Consider the following 25,162-nt stretch of genomic DNA (forward strand, 5'->3'; position numbering starts at 1 on the left):
ACCTAAGCTGGTCGCATGACCGGCCCCGTGCGTATCGGCACCCCGCTCGCCCCCTCCGCCACCCGCGTCATGCTGCTCGGCTCCGGCGAGCTCGGGAAGGAGGTCGTGATCGCCTTCCAGCGGCTCGGCGTCGAGGTCGTGGCGGTCGACCGGTATCCCGACGCGCCCGGTCACCAGGTCGCACACCGCGCCCACGCGATCGACATGACCGACCCGGTCGCGCTCACGGCGCTGATCGAGCAGGAGCAGCCGCACTACGTCATCCCCGAGATCGAGGCGATCGCCACCAGCGCGCTGCTGGCCGTCGAGGAGGCCGGCACGGCCACGGTCGTCCCGACCGCCCGCGCCACCCGGTTGACGATGGACCGCGAGGGGATCCGCCGGCTGGCCGCCGAGGAGCTCGGCCTGCCCACCTCGCCGTACGCCTTCGCCGACTCGCTCGACGAGGTCCGTGACGCGATCGAGGGCGGCGCCGGGGGCGGGATCGGCTACCCGTGCGTGCTGAAGCCGGTGATGTCGTCGTCGGGCAAGGGGCAGTCCGTGCTGCGCTCGGCGGCGGACCTCGAGCCGGCGTGGCAGTACGCGATGGCCGGCGGCCGGGTCGCCGGGACGCGGGTCATCGTCGAGGGCTTCGTCGACTTCGACTACGAGATCACCCAGCTCACGGTGCGGGCGGTCGGCCCCGACCACACCACCGGCACCCACTTCTGCGCGCCGATCGGACACGTGCAGGAGGACGGGGACTACGTCGAGTCGTGGCAGCCGCAGCCCATGTCCGAAGCTGCGGCTGCGGCGGCCCGGGACGTCTCCGGCCGGATCACCGAGGCCCTCGGCGGCCGCGGCATCTTCGGGGTCGAGCTGTTCGTGCGCGGCGACGACGTGCTGTTCTCCGAGGTCTCGCCGCGTCCGCACGACACCGGGCTGGTCACGCTGGCGACCCAGCGGCTCTCGGAGTTCGAGCTGCACGCCCGCGCCGTACTGGGCCTGCCGGTCGACGTCACCCTCCGCTCCCCCGGCGCCTCGGCGGTGATCTACGGCGGGGTCGACGCCAAGGCCGTCGGGTTCGAGGGCGTCGACGCGGCGCTGGCCGTACCGGGCTCGGACCTCCGCCTCTTCGGTAAGCCCGAGAGCTTCGTGAAGCGTCGGATGGGTGTGGCGGTCGCCGCGGCCGACGACGTCGAGACGGCCCGCGAGCGGGCGAAGGAGGCCGCCGGACTCGTCCGCGTCGTCACCGAGTAACCGGGGAATCCACGGCGACGACCTACATGCACCGTGGATTCTCTCTTCCCGAGGCCGCCGCATCTGCCTAGCGTCCGGGGCATGACGATCTCCGCTCCGGTCTCGCCCGTCCTGGCCGTCCCGCCCGGGTCCCCCGCCGAGGCGGCGGCCCACTTCGCGGCCCGGCTGACCTTCTTCACCGACGTCTCCGACGTGCACGCCGCCCTCGGCGGACCGGAGCCCGGCTTCGTGCTCGTGGACACCCGCAGCCGCGCAGCGTGGGACCAGAGGCACGTGCCCGGCGCGGTGCACCACCCGCACGCAGCGCTCCCCGGCGACCTCGATCCGGCGGTCCCCGTGGTCACGTACTGCTGGGGACCGGGCTGCGACGGCGCGACCCGCGGCGCGCTGGAGCTGGCCCGCGCGGGCTTCCGGGTCAAGGAGATGCTGGGCGGGATCGAGTACTGGATCCGCGAGGGCTTCGCCGTCGAGACCATCGAGGGTGTACGGGAGAACGAGCCGGATCCGCTGACCACGCCCTGCGGCTGCTGAGCGGCGTCAGGTGCTGGGCACGGTGCCCGGCGGCAGCTCCCGCTCCCCGTCCGAGGTGCCCTCCGCGGCGCGGTGGCGGTGCCAGTGCGGCGGCGTGAGGTGGATCTGCGCGGCGTAGACGATCCAGCCGGCCACCGACAGCCCCAGCCACGTGATCAGCCGGTAGACCAGCACGGTCGCGGCGGCGGGCGCGGCCGGGGCACCCGAGGCGAGCAGCACGCCGAGCAGCCCGGTCTCAGCCAGGCCGGCACCGCCGGGGAGCACCTGCAGCGCGATGCTGAGCTGGACGACGAGGAACCCCAGCGCGAGGGTCGTCCACCGGGCGTCGAGCCCGAGGGCGGTGGCGCAGGCGTGCAGGGCCAGGAAGTCCGCGGCCCAGCTGGCCAGGGCGGTGCCGGCGAGCAGCAACCACTGCCAGGGCGTCGGGTGCAGGATGTTGATGCGCTCGGTCAGCCGGTTCGCGGTGGCCTCCGGGTCCGACGCCCAGCCGCCGCGGCAGTCGTGGCACACGCCGGGCACCCGGCGCCACAGGTGCACCAGGCCGAGCAGGATCCGGTGCAGCACCGAGGCGTGCGTGAGCACCGACCAGAACCCCATCGTCCCGACGGCGATGGCGGCCGCGACCATCAGGGCCAGCCACATCGGCATCCAGCCGGCGGAGCCGACGATGAACACGGCGCCGACCAGCAGGACGATCGTGGACAGGGCGCCGGGCAGGAACACCGACCACGAGGCCAGGGCCGCGTCCACGCCCCGGCTGCGAAGCCGGGCGATGGAGTACGCGAGCGCACCGGCCCCGCCCACGACCGGGACCGTGTTGGCGATGGCGTTCTCGGCGAAGGTGATGGCCTGGACCGTGCGGCCCGACACCCGCGCCCCGCCGATCACGAGCATCACGCGGTGCAGCTCGCCGTAGAGCATGAGTGCGGCCACCGCGAGCGCCACCGCGAGCCCGAGCCAGCCCGGACGCAGGTGCGACAGCGGCTCGTCCGCCTCGCGGACGGCGCGCGCCATCTCCGGCAGCTGCCACGCGATGTAGCCGAGCGCGGCCGCCACCAGGATCCAGTGCAGCACCGTCTTGAGGTGCCGCAGCGGCCACGTCAGGGCCGAACGCAGGCGTGGTGCCGCCATCGACCCTCCCCGGTGCTCCGCCTCCGACCCAGGCTAGCCCCCGGGCCCGGGCGGGCGACCGGGTCTCAGCCCTGCTCCTCCGGCAGCCGGCCGTTGTTGTGGTCGTCGTAGGCCGACAGGTCGAGGAAGCCGTGGCCGCTGTAGTTGAAGAGGATCACCTTCTCCTCCCCCGTCTCCTTGGCGGCCAACGCCTCGTCGATCGCGGCCCGGACCGCGTGCGCGCACTCCGGCGCCGGGATCTTGCCCTCGACCCGGGCGAACTGCACCGCCGCCTCGAAAACCTTGCCCTGCGGGTAGGCCACCGCCTCCATCCGACCCGCCTTGACCAGGGACGACACCAGCGGCGAGTCGCCGTGGTAGCGCAGTCCGCCCGCATGGATGGACGGCGGCACGAAGTCGTGCCCGAGGGTGTACATGGGCATCAGCGGGGTCAGCCCGGCGACGTCGCCGAAGTCGTACTCGAACCGGCCCCGGGTCAGGGTCGGGCAGGACAGCGGCTCGACGGCGAGCAGCCGCACGCCCTCGTCCGGCACGAACGGGAACGCGATCCCACCCAGGTTGGACCCGCCGCCGCAGGACGCGAGGACGACGTCCGGCAGCCGCTCGCCCGCCAGCTCCAGCTGCTCCTTGGCCTCGAGCCCGATCACGGTCTGGTGCAGCAGCACGTGGTTCAGCACCGAGCCCAGCGCGTAGTGCGTGTCCTCGCGGCCCACGCAGTCCCGCACGGCGTCCGAGATCGCGGAGCCGAGCGAGCCGGGGTGGCCGGGCTCGTCGACCGGGGACGGGACCACCGAGCCGCCCCAGGTCTCCATCGCGATCCGGCGGTACGGCTTCTGCTCGTACGAGGCGCGGACCATGTAGACCTGCAGCTCCAGGCCGTACTGCGCGGCCGCGTAGGACAGCGCGGTGCCCCACTGCCCCGCCCCGGTCTCCGTGGTGAGGCGGGTGATGCCCTCCTTGGCGTTGTAGAACGCCTGGGGCACGGCGGTGTTGGTCTTGTGGCTGCCCGACGGCGAGCCGGACTCGTCCTTGAAGTAGATCCGGGCGGGCGTGCCGAGCGCCCTCTCCAGCCGTTCGGCCCTGACCAGCGGGGTGGGGCGCCACAGCTTCAGGATGTCCAGGACCTCACCGGGGACGTCGATCCACGGCGCGGTCGACACCTCCTGCCCGATGAGCTCCATCGGGAACAGCGGCGCCAGGTCCTCGGGACCGACGGGCTCGCGGGTGGCCGGGTGCAGCGGCGGGTCCACCGGCTCCGGCAGGTGCGGCGCCACGTTGAACCAGGCGCTCGGGATCCGGTCGGGCGGCAGCGTCCAGCGACTCATGGCGCGCAGGCTAGCGATCACCGGGCCGGCGAGGAAGGGCCCACCGACTGCTCCGCCGGCACCTGCGTACGCACGTCCGGCCGGCTCCGCCCGGACGGAACGGGACCTGTGGTCCTTGACCGGTCCGCGGCGGCGTCACGAGCATCGCCCGCACAGCACGGCCGCGCGGTCGCGGCGGCCGGCCGGGCGCCCTGCCCGGCCGGGGCCGCGGCGGCGCCGCCGCGGGAGGCTCCATGCCGGCACCGGTCCGTCCCGACCCGCCCACCGCTCCCGTGGCCCGGCCGGACCGCGCCGAGGCCACCGCCCTCGCCCGCGCCGCCGGCGGCTCGGGGATCGTGTTCGCCGCGCTGTTCGTCGTCGCGCTCGTGCTGGTGTCGCAGGGCCCCGGCCTCGACGCCCCGGACGACGCCTACACCGCCTTCTTCACCACGGGCCGCGACTCGCTGCTCGTCTCCGTCGGCCTCTACGTGGTGCCCTTCACCGGGATCGCGTTCCTCTGGCACATGGCCGCGACCCGGACGTACCTGCAGGTCATGGCGCCGCGATCGTGGGCGCGCATCCCGCACTGGCTGCACCTGGCGTCGGGCGTCCTCTTCGTGGCCCTGCTCTTCGCCGGCACCGCCACCGCCGGCGGCGCCGCCCTGCTCACCCGCTTCTCGTCCGCCGCGCCCCCGCCGCCCGACGTCGTCCGCACCCTGATGACGGTCGGTTTCACCATGGTCTTCGTCTACGGCGTCCGCGCAGCCGGCATGTTCATGATCACGACGACGACCGGGCTGGGTCGCGCGCTCCCCCGGCCGCTCGCCGTCGTCTCCTACCTGGCCGCGGCGTTCCTGCTGGTCAGTACCACGTTCCATCCCTCGGTCCTGCTGGTGTTCCCGGGCTGGGTGCTCGTGCTGAGCGTCCTGCTGCTGGTGCGCCGCCCGGGGCGGGAGGACGGCCCCACGAAGGAGGACCAGGATGAGCAGTGAGACCGGCAGCGCGGGGACGGGCGGGATCATCGGGATCGACGACCTGCCCGGCCCGCACCCGCTGCCCCTGCTCGGCAACCTGCTCGACATCGACAGCGTGGCCCCGCTCGACGGGTTCGCGCGGATGGCGAAGGAGTACGGCCCGATCTACCGGATCAGCATGCCGGGCGGGTCGCGGCTGATCCTCTCCGGCGCCGCGCTCGCCCAGGAGGTGTTCGACGACAGCCGGTTCGACAAGGCGTTGGGCGGCGGGCTGGCCCAGCTCAGCGAGGGACCGATCGGGAACGGGCTGTTCACCTCCCGCACCGGCGACCCGCTCTGGCACCGGGCGCACGAGATCCTCATGGCGCCCTTCTCGATGCGCGCGATGCGGGACTACGTGCCCCGGATGGTCGACATCGCCGAGCAGCTCATGGAGAAATGGGCCCGGCTCAACCCCGGCGAGGAGGTCGACGTCCCGGCCGACATGACCCGGCTGACCCTCGACACCATCGCGCTCTGCGGGTTCGGCTACCGGTTCAACTCCTTCTACCGCGACACCCCGCACCCCTTCGTGCAGGCCATGACCCGGGTGCTCACGGAGGCGCAGGGCCGGCAGCGGCAGCTGCCCATCCAGACCCGTCTGCGGGTCCGCGCGCAACGGCAGCTCGAGGAGGACGCGACCTTCATGAGCGACCTCGTCGACGGTCTGGTGCGCGACCGCCGGGCCCAGGGCGAGGCCGCCGACGACACCGACCTGCTCGGCCGCATGCTCGTCGGCCGGACCCGCGACGGCGAGTCGCTGCCGGACGAGAACATCCGCGCGCAGTGCATCACCTTCCTCATCGCCGGCCACGAGACCACCTCCGGTCTGCTGTCCTTCGCGATCTACGAGCTGCTCAAGAACCCGGAGGCGGCGCGGCGGGCCCGCGACGAGGTCGACGAGATCCTCGGCGACGACGCCGCGCCGACCTTCGAGCAGATCGGCCGGCTCCGGTACGTCCGCCAGGTGCTCGACGAGACGCTGCGGCTGTGGCCGACCGCGCCCGGCTTCACCCGCCGGCCGCGCGAGGACACGGTCATCGGCGGCCGCTACGCGATCCCGGCGGACACGCCGATCACCGTGCTGGCGGGCGCGCTGCACCGGGACACCTCGGTCTGGGACGACCCGGAGCGCTTCGACCCCGACCGGATGGCCGCGGACAGGATCGCGGCCCTCCCGCCGCACGCCTACAAGCCGTTCGGCACCGGGCAGCGCGCCTGCATCGGCCGGCAGTTCGCGCTGCAGGAGGCCACGCTCGTGCTCGGCATGCTGCTGCAGCGGTTCGAGCTCGAGGACCAGCTCGACTACCAGCTCCACACGAAGACCACGCTGACCGTCAAGCCGGACGACTTCCGGATCGTCGTGCGCCCGCGGACCGGCCGCACCCTCCGCGCGGCGCCGGCCACGGACGGCGCGGGCACCGGCACGGTGCGCGAGGCCGTGCCCGCCGCGGCACCGGAGCCACTGGTCGGGCGGCACGGCACGCCGCTCGCCGTGCTGTTCGGGTCCAACCTCGGTACCGCGGAGGCGCTGGCGACCACGCTCGCCGGCGAGGGCACCGCGCGCGGGTTCGACGTGACCCTCGGCCCGCTCGACGACCACGTCGGCGCGCTGCCGGAGAAGGGTGCGGCGATCGTCGTCAGCTCGTCGTACAACGGCACCCCGCCGGACAATGCGGCGAAGTTCTGCGACTGGCTCGCCGGACCCGACGCCCGCGTGCCCGGCACGGCCTTCGCGGTCTTCGGCTGCGGCGACAGCGAGTGGGCCGGCACCTACCAGGCCGTCCCGACCCGGCTCGACGACGGGCTGACCGCGGCGGGCGGCCGGCGGGTCCACCCGCGCGCCGGCGGCGACGCGAGCGGCGACTTCGACGCGGCCTACCGCGACTGGCACGCGGGCCTGTGGGCCGACCTGGCCGGCGCGCTCGGCCTGCCGGACGAGGTGGGCGCGGAGCTGCGGCAGGGCCCGCGGCTGACGGTCACGCTCACGAACCGGCAGGTCACCAACCCGGTGGTGCTCTCGTACCACGCGCGGCCGGGCCGGATCACCGTCAACCGCGAGATGATCCTCGGGTCGAACGGCAAGCCGCCGGAGCGCTCGACCCGGCACGTGGAGATCGCCCTGCCCGAGGGCGTCACCTATGGGGCCGGCGACCACCTCGGCGTGCTGCCGCGCAACGGCATCGACCCGATCCGCCGCGTGATCACGCACTTCGGCCTCGACGGCGCCCAGTACCTCACGATCATCCCGACGGGCACGGCGCCGACCCATCTGCCGGTCGACGAACCCGCCCCGCTGCTCGGGGTGCTGGCCACCTGCGTGGAGCTGCAGGACGTGGCGACCCGCGGCGACGTCGAGACGCTCGCCCGGTACACCGAGGACCCCGCCACGAGGGCCGAGCTCGAGGCGCTCGCCGGCGACGGGTACCGCGCGGGGGTGGCCGAGCCCTACCGCTCGGTGCTCGACCTGCTCGAGGCGTTCCCGGCGTGCGACCTGCCCTTCGCGGAGTTCCTCGACCTCATGCCCCCGCTGCGGCCGCGGTACTACTCGATCTCGTCGTCGCCGCGGGCGGGCCACGACGACTGCAGCATCACCGTCGGCGTGGTCCGCGGGCCCGCCCGCTCGGGGTCAGGGGTGTACCAGGGCACCTGCTCCGGACACCTGTCGGCGCTGCCGGAGCAGGGCACGGCGTTCGTGTTCGTCCGCAAGCCGACGATCGCCTTCCGCCCGCCGGCCGACCCCAGCACCCCGATGATCATGATCGGGGCGGGGACCGGGCTCGCGCCGTTCCGGGGGTTCCTGCAGGACCGGGCCGCCGACGCGGCGGAGGGGCGGACCGTCGGCCGCTCGCTGCTGTTCTTCGGCTGCCGCAGTCCCGAGACCGACGAGCTCTACGCCGACGAGCTGCGCGGGCTCGAGGAGCAGGGCCTCGTCCACGTCGTCCCGGCGTACTCGCGCTACGCCGGGGCGCCCCGGCAGTACGTGCAGGAGTCGATGCTCGAGCACGCCGACGAGGTGTGGGGGCTGCTCCAGCAGGGGGCCGCGGTCTTCGTGTGCGGCAACGCCTCGACCATCGCCCCCGGGGTGCGGGCGGCGCTGCGGCAGGTGTTCCGGGACCGGACGGGCGCGTCCGAGGCCGACGCCGACGCGTGGCTGGCCGGGTTGCGCGCCGCCGACCGGTTCCTGGAGGACATCTGGGGCAGCGGCACCGGCTGAGCCGTCGCCGAGAACGCCGCCGGCCCCGCGGGAAGCGGGGCCGGTGGCGGGTCACTGCTGGTGTCTCGCTGCAGGTCAGAGCTCGCGCGAGGCGCGCAGCCGCGCGAGGGCCTCCTCGAGGATGGCGGCGCCGTCCTCGTCCGAGCGGCGCTCCTTCACGTACGCGAGGTGCGTCTTGTACGGCTCGTTGCGCGGCGCGGCGGGCGGCGAGGTCTGCTCGCGACCGGCCGGGAGGCCGCAGCGCGGGCAGTCCCAGAACTCCGGGATCTCCGCCTCGGCCGCGAACGACGGCCGCGTCTCGTGGCCGTTGGCACAGAAGTACGGGATCCGGGCGCGCGGGGCGGTCTCACCCCGCTCCGACTCCCCCATCGGGCCGGCCCCGACCCGGGTACCTCGGATCGCGTTGCCGCCGGACATCGCCATGGTGCTCTCCTCCGCTCGACGCCGCTGTGGTGCAGGGCGTGACTGCAGGGCGTTCGGTCAGGCCCCGACCTTGACCAGCAGGCCGGTCCCGATGATGGCGACCAGCCAGATCGCCGCGGTGAACAGCGTCAGCCGGTCCAGGTTCTTCTCGACGACACTCGACCCCGAGAGGCTCGACTGCACACCGCCGCCGAAGAGGCTCGACAGCCCGCCTCCGCGTCCGCGGTGCAGCAGGATCAGCAGCACCAGCACGACGCTGGACACGATCAGCACGATCTGGAGCGCCAGGATCATCCCGTTCTCATCCGCCCTCTCGAAGCCCGGCAGGGGTGTCCACTGTAACCGGCGCCGCTCGCCCGCTCGCCCCGGGCCGTGTTCCGTGGGTCGCCGGGAACAGGCGCTCCGTTACCGGACCGCCGACCGCACCCCACCGACCGTCCAACGGCCGCGGCAGGTCCCCGGTTCCCGAGAACGCACGAACGGCGCCCCCGCTCCCGGAAGGAGCGAGGACGCCGTCCGCGGGATACCGGGCGCGGCCGACTAGGGCAGCGGGCCGCCCGCGGCGATCGCGCAGAGCTGCGCGAACTCGTCCGCGTCGAGCGAGGCCCCGCCGACGAGCGCGCCGTCGACGTCCGCCTCGGCCAAGATCTCGCCGACGTTCTTCGCCTTCACCGAGCCGCCGTAGAGGATCCGCAGCGCGTCGGCGACCTGGTCGCCGTACTTCTCGCGGACCGCCTCGCGCAGTGCGTGGCAGACCTCCTGCGCGTCGGCCGGGCTCGCCACCTTGCCGGTGCCGATCGCCCAGACCGGCTCGTAGGCCACGACGACCTGGCCGATCTGCTCGGCCGTGACCTTCTCCAGGGCCGCGACCAGCTGCGCGGTGGTGTGCGCGACCTGAGCGCCCGACTCGCGGACGTCGAGCCCCTCTCCGACGCAGAGGATCGGCTGCAGCCCGTGCTTCAGCGCGGCGCGCACCTTGGCGTTGACGACGCCGTCGTCCTCGCCGTGGATCTCGCGCCGCTCCGAGTGCCCGACCACGACGTACGTGCAGCCGAGCTTCGCGAGCATCGCCCCGGACACGTCCCCGGTGTAGGCCCCGGAGTCGTGCGGCGAGAGGTCCTGCGCGCCGTGGACGAGCTTGAGCTTGTCCCCGTCGATCAGGGTCTGCACGCTCCGGATGTCCGTGAACGGCGGGATCACCGCGACGTCGACGTGGTCGTAGTACTTCTCCGGCAGCGCGAAGGCGACCTTCTGCACCAGGCCGATGGCCTCGAGGTGGTTGAGGTTCATCTTCCAGTTGCCGGCGATGAGGACCTTGCGTGCCATCTACCGCTCCAGGACCGCGACGCCGGGCAGGGACTTGCCCTCGAGGAACTCGAGGGAGGCGCCACCGCCCGTGGAGATGTGCGAGAAGCCGTCCTCGGGCAGGCCCAGCGCGCGCACGGCCGCGGCGGAGTCCCCGCCGCCGACCACGCTGAACGCCCCCGAGGCCGTGCTGTCCACGATCGCCTGCGCCACCCCGCGGGTGCCCTCGGCGAACGGCGCCAGCTCGAACACGCCCATCGGACCGTTCCAGAACACCGTCTTCGCCCCGGAGAGCACCTCGGCGAACGCCCGGACCGACTCCGGCCCGATGTCCAGGCCCATCCAGCCGTCCTCGATCGCGTCGACCGGGACGGTCTTGGTCGCGGCGTCGGCGGCGAACCTGTCCGCGATGACGACGTCCGTGGGCAGGACGATCTTCCCGGACTCCAGGAGCTTGCGGGACGAGTCGATCTGGTCGGACTCGAGCAGCGACGAACCGACGCCGTAGCCCTGCGCGGCGAGGAAGGTGAAGCACATCCCGCCGCCGACCAGCAGCGAGTCGACCTTCGGCAGCAGCGCCTCGATCACGGCGAGCTTGTCCGAGACCTTCGACCCGCCGAGCACGACCGCGTACGGCCGCTCCGGCTCGCCGGTGAGCGTCTTCAGCACCTCGACCTCGGACAGGACCAGCCCGCCCGCGTAGGCCGGGAGGTCCTGCGCCACGTCGTAGACCGACGCCTGCTTGCGGTGCACCACGCCGAAGCCGTCCGACACGAAGGCCGCGTCGGCCCCGACGAGGTCGACGAGCTCGCGGGCGAACTCGGCCCGCTGGTCGTCGTCCTTGCTGGTCTCGCGCGGGTCGAACCGGATGTTCTCCAGCAGCGCGACCCCGCCGTCGGCCAGCTCCGGGCGCTGCCCGTGCGGCACCAGCGGGACCTCCTTGCCGAGCAGCTCGCCGAGCCGCACCGCCACCGGGGCCAGCGAGTAGTTCGGGTCGGCCCCGCCCTTCGGCCGGCCGAGGTGCGCGGTGACGAGGACCCGCGCCCCGGCGTCGGCCAGGGTGGAGATCGTCGGCACGGACGCGCGGATGCGGCCGTCGTCGGTGATGGTCTCGCCGTCGAGGGGGACGTTCAGGTCCGAGCGCACCAGCACGGCGCGCCCGCTCACGCCCTCGGCGACGAGGTCGGAGACCGTCTTCACAGCTTCGACGCCACCAGCGCGGTGATGTCGGCGAGCCGGTTCGAGTAGCCCCACTCGTTGTCGTACCAGCCGACGACCTTGACCTGGTTGCCGATGACCTTGGTCAGGCCGGCGTCGAAGATCGTGGAGTGCGGGTCGGTCACGATGTCCGACGACACGATCGGGTCCTCGGTGTACTTGAGGATGCCCTCGAGCGGACCTTCGGCGGCCGCCTTGAACGCCGCGTTGATCTCCTCGGCGGAGGCCTCCTTGCGCACCTCGACCGTGAGGTCGGTGGCCGAGCCCGTGGGGATCGGCACGCGCAGGGCGTAGCCGTCGAGCTTGCCCTTGAGGTGCGGCAGGACCAGCGAGATCGCCTTCGCGGCACCGGTCGAGGTCGGCACGATGTTCAGCGCGGCGGCCCGGGCGCGGCGCAGGTCCTTGTGCGGGCCGTCCTGCAGGTTCTGGTCCTGCGTGTACGCGTGGATCGTGGTCATCAGACCCTTCTCGATCCCCAGCAGGTCGTCGAGCACCTTGGCCAGCGGCGCGAGGCAGTTGGTGGTGCACGACGCGTTGGAGACGATGGTCTGGCTGCCGTCGTACTGGTCGTCGTTGACGCCCTTGACGATCGTGATGTCCTCGCCGGTGGCCGGCGCGGAGATGACGACCTTCTTGGCGCCCGCGTCGAGGTGCTTGGACGCCGCCTCGCGCTTGGTGAACAGGCCGGTGGACTCGACCACGACGTCGACGCCGAGGTCCTTCCACGGCAGCTCGGCGGGGTCGCGGACCGCGAGGCCCTTGAAGCCCTTGCCGTCGACGACGATCTCCTCGTCCGTCGAGGAGACCTCGTACGGCAGCCTGCCGAGGATCGAGTCGTACTTCAGCAGGTGCGCCAGAGTCGCGTTGTCGGTGATGTCGTTCACCGCCACGATCTCGATGTCGCTCGTGCCGGCGGCGCGCTGGGCGTCCACCGCCCGCCAGAAGTTGCGGCCGATGCGGCCGAAGCCGTTCACGCCTACCCGGACCGTCACACGAACCTCCACTGGTGTCGTCTTGGGGATCGGGGCAACCCTAGCGGCATCCGCCGCCCTTCACAGGGGCCCCGCGGGCGTGACCTGCACGGCATTTCCGCAGGTGGTCACGCCTCTTCGAGCATCTCCGGGGTGACCGCGGACTCGGTGTCCGGGATGCCCAGGTCGGCGGCGCGCTTGTCCGCCATGTGCAGCAGCCGGCGGATCCGGCCCGCGACCGCGTCCTTCGTCATGGGCGGGTCGGCGAGCTGGCCGAGCTCCTCGAGCGACGCCTGGGTGTGCTCGGCCCGCAGCCGGCCGGCGGCCAGCAGATGGTCCGGGACGTCCTCGCCGAGGATCTCCAGGGCTCGCCGGACCCGCGCCGCCGCGGCCACCGCGGCGCGGGCCGAGCGGCGCAGGTTGGCGTCGTCGAAGTTGGCGAGCCGGTTGGCGGTGGCCCGGACCTCGCGGCGCATCCGCCGCTCCTCCCACGCCATCACGGACTCGTGCGCGCCCATCCGGGTCAGCAGGGCGCCGATCGCGTCCCCGTCCCGGACGACGACCCGGTCCGCCCCGCGCACCTCGCGCGCCTTGGCGGTGACCCCGAGCCGGCGCGCCGAGCCGACGAGCGCCAGCGCGGCCTCCGGGCCGGGGCAGGTCACCTCGAGCGCGGAGCTGCGGCCCGGCTCGGTGAGCGAGCCGTGCGCGAGGAAGGCACCCCGCCAGGCCGCCTCGGCGTCGTCCAGGTCGCCGGAGACGACGGCGGGCGGCAGCCCGCGCACCGGCCGGCCGCGCTGGTCGAGCAGGCCCGTCTGCCGGGCCAGGCCCTCCCCGTCGCGCACCACGCGGATCACGTAGCGGTTGCCGCGGCGCAGCCCGCCCGCGGTGATGACGTGCGCCTCGCACTGGTGCCCGTACAGGTCGTGGATCTCCTTGCGGAGCCGGCGCGCGACGGAGCCGGTGTCGACCTCGGCCTCGATCACCACGCGGCCGCCCACGATGTGCAGGCCGCCGGCGAACCGGAGCAGCGAGGCGACCTCCGCCCGCCGGCACGAGGGCTTCGTCACGGTGAGCCTGCTGAGCTCGTCCTTCACCGCCGCGGTCATCGCCATGCCGTGCGCCTCCCCCTCCGGTCCGTCCGCACGCCGGTCGCGTACGCCTGCCCCCTCATGCCCGCCCCCCGGCCGGCATCGGTGCGGAGGCCGCCAGGACCTCCCGCAGCGCCGCCGCCAGCGCCGCCGGCTCGTGCCGCGGCACGAGCGGGTCCTCCGCCGCGACCGGGGCGAGGTGCACCCGGCCGCCGGGTCCCATCATCGCCCGTGCCGCCCGGCGCAGCCGATGGGGTACCGCCACGGCCGCCGCGTCGGCCAGCACCGCGTCCACCCGCAGCTCCGGGGCGTGCGCCGCGAGCACCGCCAGGTGCTGCTCCGGCGAGAAGTCCGCGGTCTCCCCCGGCTCGGGCGCGAGGTTGAGCACCACGACCCGCCGGGCCGCGGTCTCGTGCAGGGCCTCGCGCAGCCCCGGGACCAGCAGGTGCGGCAGCACGCTGGTGAACCACGAGCCCGGCCCGAGCAGCACGAGATCGGCCGCGCGGACGGCCTCGACCGCCTGCTCGCACGCCGGCGGCCGGTCCGGGTGCAGCCACACCCGTTCGACCCGTCCCGGGGTGGAGGCCACGGCGACCTGCCCGCGGATGCGGTGCACGCGGCCGGGCTCGGTCTCGTCCAGGCCGCTGACCTCGGCCTCCATGTCCAGCGGGACCCGGCTCATCGGCAGCACCCGGCCGCGGACGCCGAGCAGCCGGCAGACCTCGTCGAGCGCCTCCACCGGGTCGTCGAGGATCTCCATCAGCCCGGCGAGCAGCAGGTTGCCGACGGCGTGCCCGGCCAGTGCGCCGGTGCCGCCGAAGCGGTGCTGGACGAGCTCGGCCCAGCGGCGGCCGCCGTCGTCCTGCGCGGCGAGCGCGACGAGCGCCATCCGCAGGTCGCCCGGGGGCAGCAGGCCGCCCAGCTCGCGGCGGATCCGGCCGGAGGAGCCGCCGTCGTCCGCCACCGTGACCACGGCGGTCACGTCGGCGACCTCCGGCATGTGCCGCAGCGCGGACAGGGTCGCGGACAGGCCGTGCCCGCCGCCGAGCGCGACGGCCCGCAGGCCCGCCCGGGCGTCGCCGCCGTCCGCGCGGGGTCCGGGCACCCGTGCCGCCGTGCCGGGCCCGCTCACTCGCGGCCCAGGTCGCGGTGCGTCACGCTCACCGCGACCCCCTCCGCGCCGGCCAGCCGCCGGGCCAGCTCCTCGCTGATCGCCACGCTGCGGTGCTTGCCGCCGGTGCAGCCCACCGACACCGCCAGGTACCGCTTGCCCTCGCGCCGGTAGCCGGCGCCGACCAGGGTGAGCAGCTCGACGTACCGGCGCAGGAACTCCTCGGCGCCCTCCTGGGAGAGCACGTAGTCGCGGACGTCCGCGTCCCGTCCGGTGTGCTCGCGCAGCTCCGGGATCCAGTGCGGGTTCGGCAGGAAGCGCATGTCCACGACCAGGTCGGAGTCCATCGGCAGGCCGTACTTGTAGCCGAAGGACAGGAAGTTCACCCGGGTCGGCTCCGGGGCGCCCGTCTCGAAGCCCTGCTCGATCCGGGAGCGCAGCTGGTGCACCGACAGGGTGGAGGTGTCGACGAGGAGGTCGGCGTTCTCCCGCAGCGGGCGCAGCAGCTCGCGTTCGGCCGTGATGCCGTCGACCAGCCGGCCGTCGCCCTGCAGCGGGTGGCTGCGCCGGTTCTGCTCGAACCGGCGCACCAGCACCGCGTCCGAGGCCTCGAGGAAGAGCAGCCGCGGCTTGTACCCGCGGGCGTCGAGGTCCCGGATCACCGAGCCGAGGTCCCGGGTGAAGGCCCGGCTGCGGACGTCCATCACGACCGCGATCCGGGTGACCTCGCCGCTCGAGCGCGCCCCCAGGTCGACCATGGTCTCGATCAGCTCGGGCGGCAGGTTGTCCACCACGAACCAGCCGAGGTCCTCCAGCACCTTCGCCGCCGTGCTGCGACCCGCCCCGGACAGGCCGCTGACCAGCGCGACCGCGATGCCCGACGGGGCGTGCGGCGCGCCGCCCCCGGCGTCGCCGGGCCCGACCGCGGGGGCCGACGCCGCCCACCGGGCCGCCGCGGCCGCCGCCGTGTCGCCGGGGCCGCCCCCCGGATCCACCGCCGGTGCCGTGTCCGTCGTCGTCGGTTCGCCGTCCTCGTTCACCGGCCGGGCGCCCCCTCCGCGCTCGTTCCCGCTGCCTGATGCTCGGCTGCGTGCTGTTCGTCTTTTCGGGCCCCCGGGTTACCGCCGCCGGAGTCGGCCTCGTCCGCCGGGTGGAGGGCGGCGACCACGGCCTCCGCGGTGCGCCGGCCGAAGCCGGGCAGGCCGGCGATCTCGTCGACCTCCGCGGCGCGGATCTTCCGCATCGACCCGAAGTGCTTCAGCAGCGCCTGCCGCCGGGCCGGGCCGAGGCCGGGGACCCCGTCGAGCTCGGACGCCACCATGCTCTTGGAACGACGCTGGCGGTGGTAGGTGATGGCGAAGCGGTGCGCCTCGTCCCGCGCGCGCTGCAGCAGGTACAGCGCCTCGCTGGTCCGGGACAGGATCACCGGGTCCGGGTCGCCGGGCAGCCAGACCTCCTCCAGGCGCTTCGCCAGCCCGCACACCGCCACGTCGTGGACGCCCAGGTCCGCCAGCACGTCGGCGGCCGCCTCGACCTGCGGCTGGCCGCCGTCGACCACCAGCAGGTTCGGGGCGTAGGCGAACTTCTTCGGCCGGCCGGTCTCGGGGTCGATGCCGGTGCGGACCTTCGGCATCGACTCGTCGACCGCCTCGGGGCCGGCCTCGGTGTCCGCGGGAGGACCGTCGACCCCGTCGATCCCGGCTGCGCCGCCGGCCCCGTCGACCCCGTCCCGGTTCTCGGCGAGGTAGCGGCGGAAACGGCGGCGCACCACCTCGGCGATCGACGCGACGTCGCCACCCTGGGCGCCGTCGCGGACCTCGAACCGGCGGTAGTCGGACTTCTTCGCCAGCCCGTCCTCGAACACGACCAGCGACGCGACGACGTTGGTGCCCTGCACGTGGCTGACGTCGATGCACTCGATGCGCAGCGGCGCCTGGTCCAGGCCCAGGGCCTCCTGCAGCTCCTGCAGCGCGGCGGACCGGGCCGTGAGGTCCCCGGCGCGGCGCAGCTTGTGCTGGGTGAACGCCTCCTTGGCGTTGCGCTCGACGGTCTCGGCGAGCGCGCGCTTGTCGCCGCGCTGCGGCACCCGCAGGCTCACCCGGGACCCGCGCAGGCCGGTCAGCCACTGCTGCAGCGCCCCCGCGTCGGCGGGCAGCTCGGGGACCAGGATCTCCTTCGGCACCGGCTGGGAGGCGTCGTCGGCGGACTCGGCCAGCGCGGCCTGCTCGCCGTAGTACTGGGTGACGAACCGCTCGACCAGCGCCGCGGTGTCCGGCGTGTCGTCCGTCTTGTCGATCACCCAGCCGCGCTGCCCGCGGACCCGGCCGCCGCGCACGTGGAAGACCTGGACGGCGGCCTCGAGCTCGTCCTGGGCGAAGGCGACGACGTCCGCGTCCGTGCCGTCGCCCAGCACCACGGCCTGGCGCTCCATGGCCCGCTTGAGGGCGCCGATGTCGTCCCGCAGCCGGGCGGCCTTCTCGAACTCCAGCTCCTCGGACGCGGTCTGCATCCGGCGCTCCAGCTCGCGGACCATCCGGTCCGTGCGACCGGACAGGAACTCGGCGAAGTCCTCGACGATCCGGCGGTGCTCCTCGGCGTCCACCCGGCCGACGCACGGCGCCGAGCACTTGTCGATGTAGCCGAGCAGGCAGGGGCGGCCGATCTGGCCGTGCCGCTTGAACACGCCCGCGCTGCAGGTCCGCGCGGGGAACACGCGCAGCAGCAGGTCGAGGGTCTCGCGGATGGCCCACGCGTGGGCGTACGGGCCGAAGTAGCGGACGCCCTTGCGCCGCGGGCCGCGGTAGACGTGCAGCCGGGGGTACTCCTCGTTCAGCGTGACCGCGAGGACCGGGTAGGTCTTGTCGTCCCGGTAGCGGACGTTGAACCGCGGGTCGAACTCCTTGATCCAGTTGTACTCGAGCTGGAGGGCCTCGACCTCGGTGCCGACGACCGTCCACTGCACGTGGCCGGCCGTGGTCACCATCTGCCGGGTGCGCGGGTGCAGGCCGGCGATGTCGGCGAAGTAGCTGTTCAACCGCTGGCGCAGGCTCTTCGCCTTGCCGACGTAGATCACCCGGCCCTGCGGGTCGGAGAAGCGGTACACGCCCGGGGCCTCGGGGATCGTCCCCGGGGCCGGGCGGTAGGTGGCGGGGTCGGGCATGGCCTCCCCAGCGTAGAGCGGCCCCCCGACACGCCGTGCCGCCCGGGCGGTGTCGGCGCCCGGCGGCCGGGGGTGTATCCAACCGGAACTGTCGGTGCGGTCGGGTAGACCGTTCCTCGACCCGAACGGCCGTTCGAAGGAAGGCTCCCCGATGACCACCGGCACCCCCCTCTCTCCCGCCCGCGCCGATCGTGCGGACCGGCTGGACCGCGTCCGCAAGCTGCTGGCCAAGGCCGAGCGGGCCGGCACGCCCGAGGAGGCCGAGACCTACAACGCCAAGGCCGTCGAGCTGATGGCCCGGCACGGGATCGACGAGGCGCTGCTCGCGGCGGACGATCCGCGGCGGGACGAGATCGGCATGGTCCGGATCGGGATGGAGGACCCGTACTCCGCGGGCAAGGCCCGGCTGCTGGGCTGGACCGCGGCGGCACTGCGCTGCCGGTGGGTGATGCACGGAGCGGCCGGCGGCAAGGTCGCCGCGGTCACGGTGTTCGGGTTCGGGTCGGACCGCGAGCGGGTCGAGCTGCTCTACACGTCGCTGCTGTTGCAGGCCACGGGCCAGCTGGTGCGGCTGAGACCGCCCTGGCCGGGCGAGTCGGTCGCGGCGTACCGGCGGTCCTGGCTGCAGGGCTTCGCGGCCCAGGTGCACCAGCGGCTGCTGGAGGCCGAGGAGCGGGCGGCCGCCGAGGCGACCGCGGGCGACGGCGGGGAGCGGGCCGTGGGCACCGCGCTGGTGCTGGTCGACCGCGGTGCGCAGGTCGACCGGGCCTACGCCGAGGCGTTCCCGCAGCTGGCGCGGGCGCGGCGGCCGTCGCTCTCGGGCAGCGGGTTCGACGAGGGGGCCGAGGCGGGCCGCCGGGCCGACCTGGGCGGGCGGCGGATCGACGGTCGTCGGTCGGGGCCACGCGGGTTGGCCGCCGGCCCGGGCTGACCGCCGGACCCGGGCCCCCGGGCCGGGATCAGCTGGGCAGGTCGAGCAGCGCCTCGACGGTCGTGACGAGCGAGGTGCCCGTCACGTGCGGCAGGTCGATCGTGGCGGGGGCACCCTCGCCCTCGCGCAGCACCAGCGCGCCGACCAGGCCGGCCCGCATCGCCCCGTGCACGAGGTACCCGTGGGCGGACACGAAGGCGGTGGTCTCCGGGTCGACCCGGGCGGCGGCGCAGGCCAGCCGGTAGGCCTCCGGGTCCGGTGGCAGCACGCCCAGGTCGTCGCTGGCCACGGTCCCGCGCAGGTAGGTGCGCAGCCCGGTGGCGTCGAGCGCACTCGAGGTGTGGTCGCCGCTGCCCTGCGCCACCGCCCAGGCGGGGACGCGGGAGCGGGCGAGCACGGTCAGGGCGGGCTCGGCGTCGGCGAAGGCGGGCAGGGCGGTGAAACCCTCCCGGATGTGGGCGAGCGCGTCGTCCGAGAGCTTGTGGCCGGTCGCGGAGCGCAGCGCGTCGGCCAGCACCCGGCCGAAGGCGGTCGGGGTGCCGGCCAGCGCGAAGCCCATGGCGTCGCGCAGCGCGTGCGCGAGGAACAGCTCGTACTCGTGCTCGGGCCGCCCCACGTCGACGAACCGGCGGCGCAGCGCATCCGTCCGCAGGACCGTGTCGTAGACGTCGACGAGGACGGCCCGCGGGCGGCGCGGACGCCGCGGCGCCGCCGTTCCCGCCCGTGGTCCCCCGGCGCGCCCGCCGTGACCCATCGCCATGCGCCCACCTCACCGTGCCGGGGCGTCGCGGCGGGGAGACCCGGCATTCCGTGTGCGTTCGATCACGCTCCGCAACGCGGTCAACATCCTCACCCGGCACGCGGCGCGCACGGTGCTCCGAGTGGCGGCCGGCGCCGAGCGGTCGTGATCTCGCGACGAGCAGCGGCAGGTCGGCGGGGAAGTCGATCAGTAGCGGTTGTGCTCGGCGTCGTGGGCCAGGGCGGCGTCGATGTCCTCGGCCGCCACGTCGAGGTTCTTCATCGCCTTGGCCATCTCGCCGACGCTCGGCACCGAGGCGGGGTCGGGCCACGACCCGGGCTCCCACAGCCCCGCCCGCAGGAAGGCCTTCGCGCAGTGCAGGAACAGCTCCTCGACCGTCACCACGAGGGCCAGCACCGGGCGCACGCCCTGCACGGTGAGCCGGTCGAAGAAGGGGGCTTCGCGCACGAGCTGCGCCGTGCCGTTCACCCGCACCGTGTCCGAGCGTCCCGGGATCACGAAGAGCAGGCCGACATGGGGGTTGTCGAGGATGTTGCGGAAGGCGTCGAGCCGGCGGTTACCGCGCCGGTCGGCGATCACCAGGGTGTGCTCGTCGAGCACCAGGACGCTGCCGGCGGGGTCGCCCCGGGGCGTCACGTCACAGGTCCCGTCCGGGCCCGAGGTCGCGAGGAGGACGAAGGGCGAGGCCTCGACGAACGTGCGGGCGGACTCGTCGATCCGCCCGATGTCCTTCTCCCACAGCGACGGGTGGGGCTCGGGGACCACCTCCCGCAGCTCGTCGAGGGTGGTGACGGTCTGCAGGTCCGGGGGTGCGGCCGGGGCGGGAGCGATCTCCATGACAGGTAAGGTAACCCTTACTCTCGCCGCGGCGGGAGCCCGTTCCCCCGGCCCGCGCTCAGCGGATGCTCAGTGCCGGGCGGGGCTCAGCCGCCGCGGTGGGCCGCGGCGTGCAGCGCCCGGACCGTGCGGATGGCGTCGACGGCGTGCTGGCGTTCGACGGCCTGGATCGCCAGGACCGGCAGGTACTCGTAGTCCGGCAGGTCCAGCCGGGCCCACGAGGCGCCGTCGGGGAAGGCGACCCGCTCCACCTGTGACCAGGGCAGGTACCGCGGCAGGGCCACGTTGCGGACCTCGATGCCGTGCTCGTCCGCCCGCACCCGCGGCCGGGCGAACAGCGCCAACCCGGCCGCGATGAACAGCCCGAGCAGCACCATGGCCACCTGGTCGGCCAGCCGGAAGAACACGCCGGTCGCCGTGTTGCGCAGGATCACCGCGATCACGACGAAGATCACCAGGACCGCCGCCGCGGAGACCCAGCCGAGCCACAGCGCCAGCCGCGGCCGGATCGTCACCGCGCCGGGGCCGCGACCGGGGCGCGCCGGCTTCTCGCTCACGTCGGCGGACACCGGGGTCTCCGCGCTCACGAGAGCGCCCGCAGCTCGGCGAGCACGATCGCCGTCCGCAGCGCGGCCACGGTGGCCTCGGCGCCCTTGTCCTCGCTGCTGCCGGGCACGCCGCTGCGGTCCACGGCCTGCTCGAGGGTGTTGGTGGTGAGCACGCCGTTGCCGACCGGGGTCGACTCGTCGAGCGCCACCCGGGTGAGCCCGGCGGTCACCGAGTCGCACACGTACTCGAAGTGCGGGGTGCCGCCGCGCACCACCACGCCCAGCGCCACCACCGCGTCGTGCGTGCGGGCCAGCTCCTGCGCCACGACCGGCAGCTCCACGGTGCCCGGCACCCGGACGACCGTGGGCACCGCCCCGGCCTTCTCCACCGTGGCCAGCGCCCGGTCCACGAGCGCGTCGACCACCTCGGCGTGCCAGGTGGCCGCCACGACGCCGACCCGCAGCCCCGCCGCGCCCGTCAGGTCGCCCGCGTCCGCGGGCCTGCCCTCACCGCTCACCGCACGTCTCCGGCACCACTCGAGTCCATGGCTCCAGTCTCCCAGGTCCGGCCGCCGCGGAGCGCCCGGGTCAGCCGCCCAGGCCGTCCGACAGGCCGTCGGACAGGTTGCCCGGTCCGTCCGATTCGCCCAGGTTCGGCAGGTCGTGCCCCATCCGGTCCCGCTTGGTGCGCAGGTACCGCAGGTTCTCCGGGTTGGGCCGGATCGGCATCGCGATCCGCTCGGTGATCCGCAGGCCGTAGCCCTCGAGGCCGGCCCGCTTCTCCGGGTTGTTCGTGAGCAGCCGCATCGACTTCACGCCGAGGTCGGAGAGGATCTGCGCGCCGATGCCGTAGTCCCGGGCGTCGGCGGGCAGGCCCATCGCGAGGTTGGCGTCGACGGTGTCGGCCCCGGCCTCCTGCAGCTGGTAGGCCTGCAGCTTGTGCAGCAGGCCGATGCCCCGGCCCTCGTGCCCGCGCATGTAGAGCACCACGCCGCGACCCTCCTGGGCCACGGCCTCGAGCGCGGCGTCGAGCTGCGGGCCGCAGTCGCAGCGCAGCGAGCCCATGACGTCCCCGGTCAGGCACTCCGAGTGCACCCGGACCAGCACGTCCTCGCCGTCGCCCTCGGGGGTGCCCACGTCGCCCTTGACCATGGCGATGTGCTCGATCCCGTCGAGCAGGGAGTCGTAGCCGAAGGCCACGAACTCGCCGTGCGCGGTGGGGATCCGGGCCTGGGCGACGCGCTGGATGTGCTTCTCGAAGCGCCGCCGGTAGGCGATGAGGTCGGCGATGGTGACCAGGGTGAGCTCGTGGTCGTCCGCGAAGACCTGCAGCTCGTCGCCGCGGGCCATCTCGCCCTCGTCCTTCTGCGACACGATCTCGCAGAGCGCGCCGGCGGGCGAGAGCCCGGCCATGCGGGTGAGGTCGACCGCGGCCTCGGTGTGCCCGGGGCGGCGCAGCACGCCGCCCTCGCGGGCGCGCAGCGGCAGCACGTGCCCGGGCCGGACCAGGTCGTTCGGCTGCGTGGTCGGGTCGGCGAGCAGCCGGATCGTGTGGGCGCGGTCCGCCGCGGAGATGCCGGTGCTCACCCCCTCCTTCGCGTCGACGGTCACGGTGAAGGCCGTGCGGTACGCGTCGGCGTTGGTGTGGTGCATCGGCGGGAGGTCCAGCCGGTCGCACTCGGTGTCGGTGAGCGCCACGCACACGTAGCCGGAGGTGTAGCGGACCACGAAGGAGACCAGCTCGGGCGTGGCCTTCTCCGCGGCGAAGATCAGGTCGCCCTCGTTCTCGCGGTCCTCGTCGTCGACCACGACGACCGGCTTGCCCTCGGCGAGGTCGCGCAGGGCCCGCTCGATCCGCTCGAAGCCGCCCGTGAGGCCGGCTGCGGCGGCGGCCCCCTGGTGAGCGATCTCGGTCACTTGGCACCGTCCTGTCCGTGCTGGTCCTGGGGCTGCCCGGGCTCGCGCCGAGCGGGGGTCGGGCCGCCGACGTAGCCGGCGGTGAGCCGCTCCACGTACTTGGCGACGACGTCGACCTCGAGGTTCACCGGGTCGCCGGGGGCGCGCAGGCCGAGCGTGGTGTCGGCGAGCGTGGTGGGGATGAGCGCGACCGAGAAGGTGTCGCCGTCCGTGCCGGCCACCGTGAGGGACACGCCGTCGACGGTGATCGAGCCCTTCTCGACCACGTACCGGGCGAGGTCGGGGGGCAGGCTGAACCGCACCTCGTCGCTGCGCTCGCCCGGGGTGCGCTCGAGCAGCGTGCCGACCCCGTCGACGTGGCCCTGCACGATGTGCCCGCCGAGCCGCGCGCCGGCCTGCAGCGCCCGCTCGAGGTTCACCTTCACACCGGGGGCGGCGCCGCCGAGCGAGGTCCGCTTCAGCGTCTCGGGCACCAGCTCGAGGCGGAACTCGTCGCCCTGGGCCCCACCGGGGTCGGCGACGGTGAGGCAACAGCCGTTCACCGCGATCGAGTCGCCGTGCGCGGCGTCGTCGGACACGCGCGGTCCGCGCACGGTCAGCACGACCACCTCACCGGACTGCCGGACGTCGACGATCTCGCCGACCTCCTCCACGATCCCCGTGAACATGGCTCCGCCTCTCCTGCCTTCCCGCTCCGCTCTACCCCGCGGCGGGGCGCGCGTCCACCAGCACGTCGCCCCCCACGGTGCGCACCGTGTCCACCTGCAACCGCCGGATCCCGGCGATCGTTCCCACACCCGCGTCGGCCAGCGCCGCCGGGCCCGCCCCGAGGAGCGCGGGCGCCAGGTAGGCCAGCACCCGGTCCACCCGGTTGGCGGCGAGGAAGGCCCCCGCGAGCCGCGGGCCGCCCTCCAGCAGCACGTCGACGGCGCCACGGTCGGTGAGCGCCTTCAACACGTCGTCCGGCGAGTGTGTCCGCAGGTGTAGCACGTCCGGCGCGTCGAGCCGCGATCCCGGGCGAATGTCACTGTGGCCCACCACAACGCGGAGGGGCTGGCGCTCCCGGTCCGTGCCGTCGGGGTAGCGGGCGGTGAGGGCCGGGTCGTCCGCCAGGGCGGTGCCCGTGCCGACGACGATCGCGTCGACGTGGGAGCGGAACTCGTGCACCTCGGCGCGCGCCTCCGGACCCGTGATCCAGCGGCTGGTGCCGTCGGCGGCGGCGCTGCGCCCGTCGAGCGTCGCCGCGAGCTTCCAGGTCACGTGCGGGCGCCCGGCGCGCACGGCGTGCAGCCATGCCCGCAGCGGCCCGGCCGCGACCGAGTCGGCGAGCGTGCCGACGGTGACCTCGACGCCGGCCCGGCGCAGCACCTCGGCGCCGCCCGCGGCCAGCGGGTTCGGGTCGGCGACGGCCACGTGCACCGCCGCGATCCCGGCCCCGAGCAGCGCCTCGGCACAGGGCGGGGTGCGCCCGTGGTGGGCGCACGGCTCCAGGGTGACGACGGCGGTGCCGCCGCGGGCCCGCTCCCCCGCCTGCCGGAGCGCGACGACCTCGGCGTGCGGTCCGCCGGCCGGGGCCGTGGCGCCGACGCCGACGATCTCGCCCGCGGCGTCGAGCACCACCGCGCCCACGGGCGGGTTGGGGCTGGTCGCCCCGTGCACGGCCACCGAGGCCTCCAGGGCGCGCCGCATCGCCCGCTCGACCGGCGGGGTCGGACCGGCGGGAGCGGTCACCCCGACCACCGCGGATGGGCGGCGACCGCCTGCTCGCGCAGCGCCACCACCGCCTTGCCGGGGTCGTCGGCGCCGTAGACGGCCGAGCCCGCCACGAAGCAGTCCACGCCGGCCTCGGCCGCGGCCTCGATGGTGGAGGCGGCGATGCCGCCGTCGATCTCCACGAGCAGGGTGAGGTGCCCGGTGTCGACGAGCCGGCGCGCGGCCCGGACCTTGTCCAGCACCTCGGGCATGAACGCCTGCCCGCCGAAGCCCGGCTCGACGCTCATCACCAGCAGGGTGTCGTAGTGCTTGAGGACCTCGACGTACGGGTCGAGCGGGGTGCCCGGCTTGATCGACAGCCCGGCCTTCGCCCCGGCCGCGCGGAGGTTCTTGGCCAGCATCACCGGGTCGGCGGCGGCCTCGACGTGCACCGTGACGTTGTGCGCGCCGGCCTCGGCGTAGCCCGGCGCCCAGCGGTCCGGGTCCTCGATCATGAGGTGGCAGTCGAGCGGGATGTCGGTCGCCTTCAGCAGCGACTCCACCACCGGCAGGCCGAGCGTGAGGTTCGGGACGAAGTGGGCGTCCATCACGTCGACGTGCAGCCAGTCGGCGCCCCGTCCCCCGCCGGCGGCCGCGTCGGAGACCCTCGCGGCCTCGTCGGCGAGGTGGGCGAAGTCGGCGGACAGGATGCTCGGGGCGATCAGGGGACGCACCACGGCAGGGTATCGCCCGGCCGCCGCCCCTC

24 protein-coding genes are annotated in these 25,162 nt (G+C 74.4%); 5 read left to right on the forward strand and 19 right to left on the reverse strand.

The window, feature by feature from the left end; translation table 11 throughout:
* The first annotated feature begins 15 nt into the window (after positions 1–15).
* A complete protein-coding gene (purT, locus tag PKE99_RS14345; RefSeq protein WP_037038721.1) occupies positions 16–1,239 on the forward strand; it encodes a formate-dependent phosphoribosylglycinamide formyltransferase in 1,224 nt (407 codons plus the stop codon).
* 81 nt (positions 1,240–1,320) lie between these two features.
* Positions 1,321–1,770 (forward strand): rhodanese-like domain-containing protein, encoded by a 450-nt coding sequence (locus PKE99_RS14350; protein WP_037038719.1) that lies wholly within the window; start codon positions 1,321–1,323, stop codon positions 1,768–1,770.
* 6 nt (positions 1,771–1,776) lie between these two features.
* Here PKE99_RS14350 and PKE99_RS14355 read toward each other — a convergent pair whose 3' ends face one another.
* Positions 1,777–2,901 carry a lysylphosphatidylglycerol synthase transmembrane domain-containing protein gene (locus PKE99_RS14355; protein ID WP_037038717.1) on the reverse strand — a complete coding sequence of 375 codons (1,125 nt, stop codon included), beginning with the start codon at positions 2,899–2,901 and terminating at the stop codon, positions 1,777–1,779.
* A 65-nt stretch (positions 2,902–2,966) separates the two neighbouring features.
* Positions 2,967–4,226: a TrpB-like pyridoxal phosphate-dependent enzyme gene (locus tag PKE99_RS14360; RefSeq protein ID WP_037038715.1), complete on the reverse strand. Its 1,260-nt coding sequence runs from the start codon at positions 4,224–4,226 to the stop codon at positions 2,967–2,969.
* Positions 4,227–4,459: 233 nt separating this feature from the next.
* Between PKE99_RS14360 and PKE99_RS14365 the strand changes: the two genes are divergently transcribed.
* Both PKE99_RS14365 and PKE99_RS14370 read left to right on the forward strand, forming a co-directional pair.
* Positions 4,460–5,197: a hypothetical protein gene (locus PKE99_RS14365; RefSeq protein ID WP_051736490.1), complete on the forward strand. Its 738-nt coding sequence runs from the start codon at positions 4,460–4,462 to the stop codon at positions 5,195–5,197.
* On the forward strand, positions 5,187–8,435 hold the full coding sequence (locus PKE99_RS14370; protein WP_051736489.1) for a bifunctional cytochrome P450/NADPH--P450 reductase: 3,249 nt from the start codon (positions 5,187–5,189) through the stop codon (positions 8,433–8,435). The genes PKE99_RS14365 and PKE99_RS14370 overlap by 11 nt, the downstream gene beginning before the upstream one ends.
* A gap of 75 nt (positions 8,436–8,510) precedes the next feature.
* Here the strand turns inward: PKE99_RS14370 and PKE99_RS14375 are convergent, their stop codons facing one another.
* The 9 genes from PKE99_RS14375 to uvrC form a co-directional block, all read right to left on the reverse strand.
* Positions 8,511–8,852: an RNA polymerase-binding protein RbpA gene (locus PKE99_RS14375; RefSeq protein ID WP_037039243.1), complete on the reverse strand. Its 342-nt coding sequence runs from the start codon at positions 8,850–8,852 to the stop codon at positions 8,511–8,513.
* A gap of 63 nt (positions 8,853–8,915) precedes the next feature.
* Positions 8,916–9,152: a preprotein translocase subunit SecG gene (gene secG, locus PKE99_RS14380; RefSeq protein WP_037038713.1), complete on the reverse strand. Its 237-nt coding sequence runs from the start codon at positions 9,150–9,152 to the stop codon at positions 8,916–8,918.
* A gap of 246 nt (positions 9,153–9,398) precedes the next feature.
* The gene (gene tpiA, locus PKE99_RS14385) at positions 9,399–10,184 is read right to left on the reverse strand and encodes a triose-phosphate isomerase (RefSeq protein ID WP_037038711.1); all 786 of its coding nucleotides are present in this window, start codon (positions 10,182–10,184) and stop codon (positions 9,399–9,401) included.
* Positions 10,185–11,363: a phosphoglycerate kinase gene (locus PKE99_RS14390; RefSeq protein WP_037038708.1), complete on the reverse strand. Its 1,179-nt coding sequence runs from the start codon at positions 11,361–11,363 to the stop codon at positions 10,185–10,187.
* The gene (gap, locus tag PKE99_RS14395; protein ID WP_037038705.1) at positions 11,360–12,373 is read right to left on the reverse strand and encodes a type I glyceraldehyde-3-phosphate dehydrogenase; all 1,014 of its coding nucleotides are present in this window, start codon (positions 12,371–12,373) and stop codon (positions 11,360–11,362) included. Before gap ends, PKE99_RS14390 begins: the two co-directional genes overlap by 4 nt.
* A gap of 107 nt (positions 12,374–12,480) precedes the next feature.
* Complete coding sequence (whiA, locus tag PKE99_RS14400; RefSeq protein ID WP_037038704.1) at positions 12,481–13,464, reverse strand: DNA-binding protein WhiA; 984 nt, start codon at positions 13,462–13,464, stop codon at positions 12,481–12,483.
* A 55-nt stretch (positions 13,465–13,519) separates the two neighbouring features.
* A complete protein-coding gene (locus tag PKE99_RS14405; RefSeq protein ID WP_037039241.1) occupies positions 13,520–14,503 on the reverse strand; it encodes a gluconeogenesis factor YvcK family protein in 984 nt (327 codons plus the stop codon).
* A 65-nt stretch (positions 14,504–14,568) separates the two neighbouring features.
* Positions 14,569–15,426, reverse strand: a complete 858-nt coding sequence (rapZ, locus tag PKE99_RS14410) for an RNase adapter RapZ (RefSeq protein WP_271214881.1) — start codon at positions 15,424–15,426, stop codon at positions 14,569–14,571.
* Between the two features lie 161 nt (positions 15,427–15,587).
* Positions 15,588–17,711: an excinuclease ABC subunit UvrC gene (gene uvrC, locus PKE99_RS14415; RefSeq protein WP_081923610.1), complete on the reverse strand. Its 2,124-nt coding sequence runs from the start codon at positions 17,709–17,711 to the stop codon at positions 15,588–15,590.
* 151 nt (positions 17,712–17,862) lie between these two features.
* Between uvrC and PKE99_RS14420 the strand changes: the two genes are divergently transcribed.
* Entirely contained in the window at positions 17,863–18,642 is a 780-nt protein-coding gene (locus tag PKE99_RS14420; protein WP_051736488.1) for a DUF2786 domain-containing protein, read from the forward strand.
* A gap of 28 nt (positions 18,643–18,670) precedes the next feature.
* Here the strand turns inward: PKE99_RS14420 and PKE99_RS14425 are convergent, their stop codons facing one another.
* The 8 genes from PKE99_RS14425 to rpe form a co-directional block, all read right to left on the reverse strand.
* A complete protein-coding gene (locus tag PKE99_RS14425) occupies positions 18,671–19,402 on the reverse strand; it encodes an HAD family hydrolase (protein WP_051736487.1) in 732 nt (243 codons plus the stop codon).
* 186 nt (positions 19,403–19,588) lie between these two features.
* The gene (locus PKE99_RS14430; protein WP_051736486.1) at positions 19,589–20,239 is read right to left on the reverse strand and encodes a pyridoxamine 5'-phosphate oxidase family protein; all 651 of its coding nucleotides are present in this window, start codon (positions 20,237–20,239) and stop codon (positions 19,589–19,591) included.
* An 86-nt stretch (positions 20,240–20,325) separates the two neighbouring features.
* Entirely contained in the window at positions 20,326–20,808 is a 483-nt protein-coding gene (locus PKE99_RS14435) for a PH domain-containing protein (RefSeq protein ID WP_231497983.1), read from the reverse strand.
* A gap of 14 nt (positions 20,809–20,822) precedes the next feature.
* The gene (ribH, locus tag PKE99_RS14440) at positions 20,823–21,305 is read right to left on the reverse strand and encodes a 6,7-dimethyl-8-ribityllumazine synthase (RefSeq protein ID WP_037038702.1); all 483 of its coding nucleotides are present in this window, start codon (positions 21,303–21,305) and stop codon (positions 20,823–20,825) included.
* A 70-nt stretch (positions 21,306–21,375) separates the two neighbouring features.
* Positions 21,376–22,695 carry a bifunctional 3,4-dihydroxy-2-butanone-4-phosphate synthase/GTP cyclohydrolase II gene (locus PKE99_RS14445; protein WP_051736563.1) on the reverse strand — a complete coding sequence of 440 codons (1,320 nt, stop codon included), beginning with the start codon at positions 22,693–22,695 and terminating at the stop codon, positions 21,376–21,378.
* A gap of 5 nt (positions 22,696–22,700) precedes the next feature.
* Positions 22,701–23,372, reverse strand: a complete 672-nt coding sequence (locus PKE99_RS14450; protein ID WP_081923608.1) for a riboflavin synthase — start codon at positions 23,370–23,372, stop codon at positions 22,701–22,703.
* A gap of 31 nt (positions 23,373–23,403) precedes the next feature.
* Positions 23,404–24,393 (reverse strand): bifunctional diaminohydroxyphosphoribosylaminopyrimidine deaminase/5-amino-6-(5-phosphoribosylamino)uracil reductase RibD, encoded by a 990-nt coding sequence (ribD, locus tag PKE99_RS14455; RefSeq protein WP_037039219.1) that lies wholly within the window; start codon positions 24,391–24,393, stop codon positions 23,404–23,406.
* A 38-nt stretch (positions 24,394–24,431) separates the two neighbouring features.
* Complete coding sequence (gene rpe / locus PKE99_RS14460; protein ID WP_197040396.1) at positions 24,432–25,121, reverse strand: ribulose-phosphate 3-epimerase; 690 nt, start codon at positions 25,119–25,121, stop codon at positions 24,432–24,434.
* Positions 25,122–25,162 lie beyond the last annotated feature (41 nt).

The organism is Pseudonocardia halophobica (genome assembly GCF_027922425.1).
In the GTDB taxonomy this organism is placed as follows: domain Bacteria; phylum Actinomycetota; class Actinomycetes; order Mycobacteriales; family Pseudonocardiaceae; genus Pseudonocardia; species Pseudonocardia halophobica.

What these genes read in the sequence shown, in the direction of transcription:
- purT (WP_037038721.1), top strand. Translation starts at nt 16, where the DNA reads ATGACCGGCCCCGTGCGTATCGGCACCCCGCTCGCCCCCTCCGCCACC.
- PKE99_RS14350 (WP_037038719.1), top strand. Translation starts at nt 1,321, where the DNA reads ATGACGATCTCCGCTCCGGTCTCGCCCGTCCTGGCCGTCCCGCCCGGG.
- PKE99_RS14355 (WP_037038717.1), bottom strand. Translation starts at nt 2,901, where the DNA reads ATGGCGGCACCACGCCTGCGTTCGGCCCTGACGTGGCCGCTGCGGCAC.
- PKE99_RS14360 (WP_037038715.1), bottom strand. Translation starts at nt 4,226, where the DNA reads ATGAGTCGCTGGACGCTGCCGCCCGACCGGATCCCGAGCGCCTGGTTC.
- PKE99_RS14365 (WP_051736490.1), top strand. Translation starts at nt 4,460, where the DNA reads ATGCCGGCACCGGTCCGTCCCGACCCGCCCACCGCTCCCGTGGCCCGG.
- PKE99_RS14370 (WP_051736489.1), top strand. Translation starts at nt 5,187, where the DNA reads ATGAGCAGTGAGACCGGCAGCGCGGGGACGGGCGGGATCATCGGGATC.
- PKE99_RS14375 (WP_037039243.1), bottom strand. Translation starts at nt 8,852, where the DNA reads ATGTCCGGCGGCAACGCGATCCGAGGTACCCGGGTCGGGGCCGGCCCG.
- secG (WP_037038713.1), bottom strand. Translation starts at nt 9,152, where the DNA reads ATGATCCTGGCGCTCCAGATCGTGCTGATCGTGTCCAGCGTCGTGCTG.
- tpiA (WP_037038711.1), bottom strand. Translation starts at nt 10,184, where the DNA reads ATGGCACGCAAGGTCCTCATCGCCGGCAACTGGAAGATGAACCTCAAC.
- whiA (WP_037038704.1), bottom strand. Translation starts at nt 13,464, where the DNA reads ATGGCGATGACCGCGGCGGTGAAGGACGAGCTCAGCAGGCTCACCGTG.
- uvrC (WP_081923610.1), bottom strand. Translation starts at nt 17,711, where the DNA reads ATGCCCGACCCCGCCACCTACCGCCCGGCCCCGGGGACGATCCCCGAG.
- PKE99_RS14420 (WP_051736488.1), top strand. Translation starts at nt 17,863, where the DNA reads ATGACCACCGGCACCCCCCTCTCTCCCGCCCGCGCCGATCGTGCGGAC.
- PKE99_RS14425 (WP_051736487.1), bottom strand. Translation starts at nt 19,402, where the DNA reads ATGGCGATGGGTCACGGCGGGCGCGCCGGGGGACCACGGGCGGGAACG.
- PKE99_RS14430 (WP_051736486.1), bottom strand. Translation starts at nt 20,239, where the DNA reads ATGGAGATCGCTCCCGCCCCGGCCGCACCCCCGGACCTGCAGACCGTC.
- PKE99_RS14450 (WP_081923608.1), bottom strand. Translation starts at nt 23,372, where the DNA reads ATGTTCACGGGGATCGTGGAGGAGGTCGGCGAGATCGTCGACGTCCGG.
- ribD (WP_037039219.1), bottom strand. Translation starts at nt 24,393, where the DNA reads ATGCGGCGCGCCCTGGAGGCCTCGGTGGCCGTGCACGGGGCGACCAGC.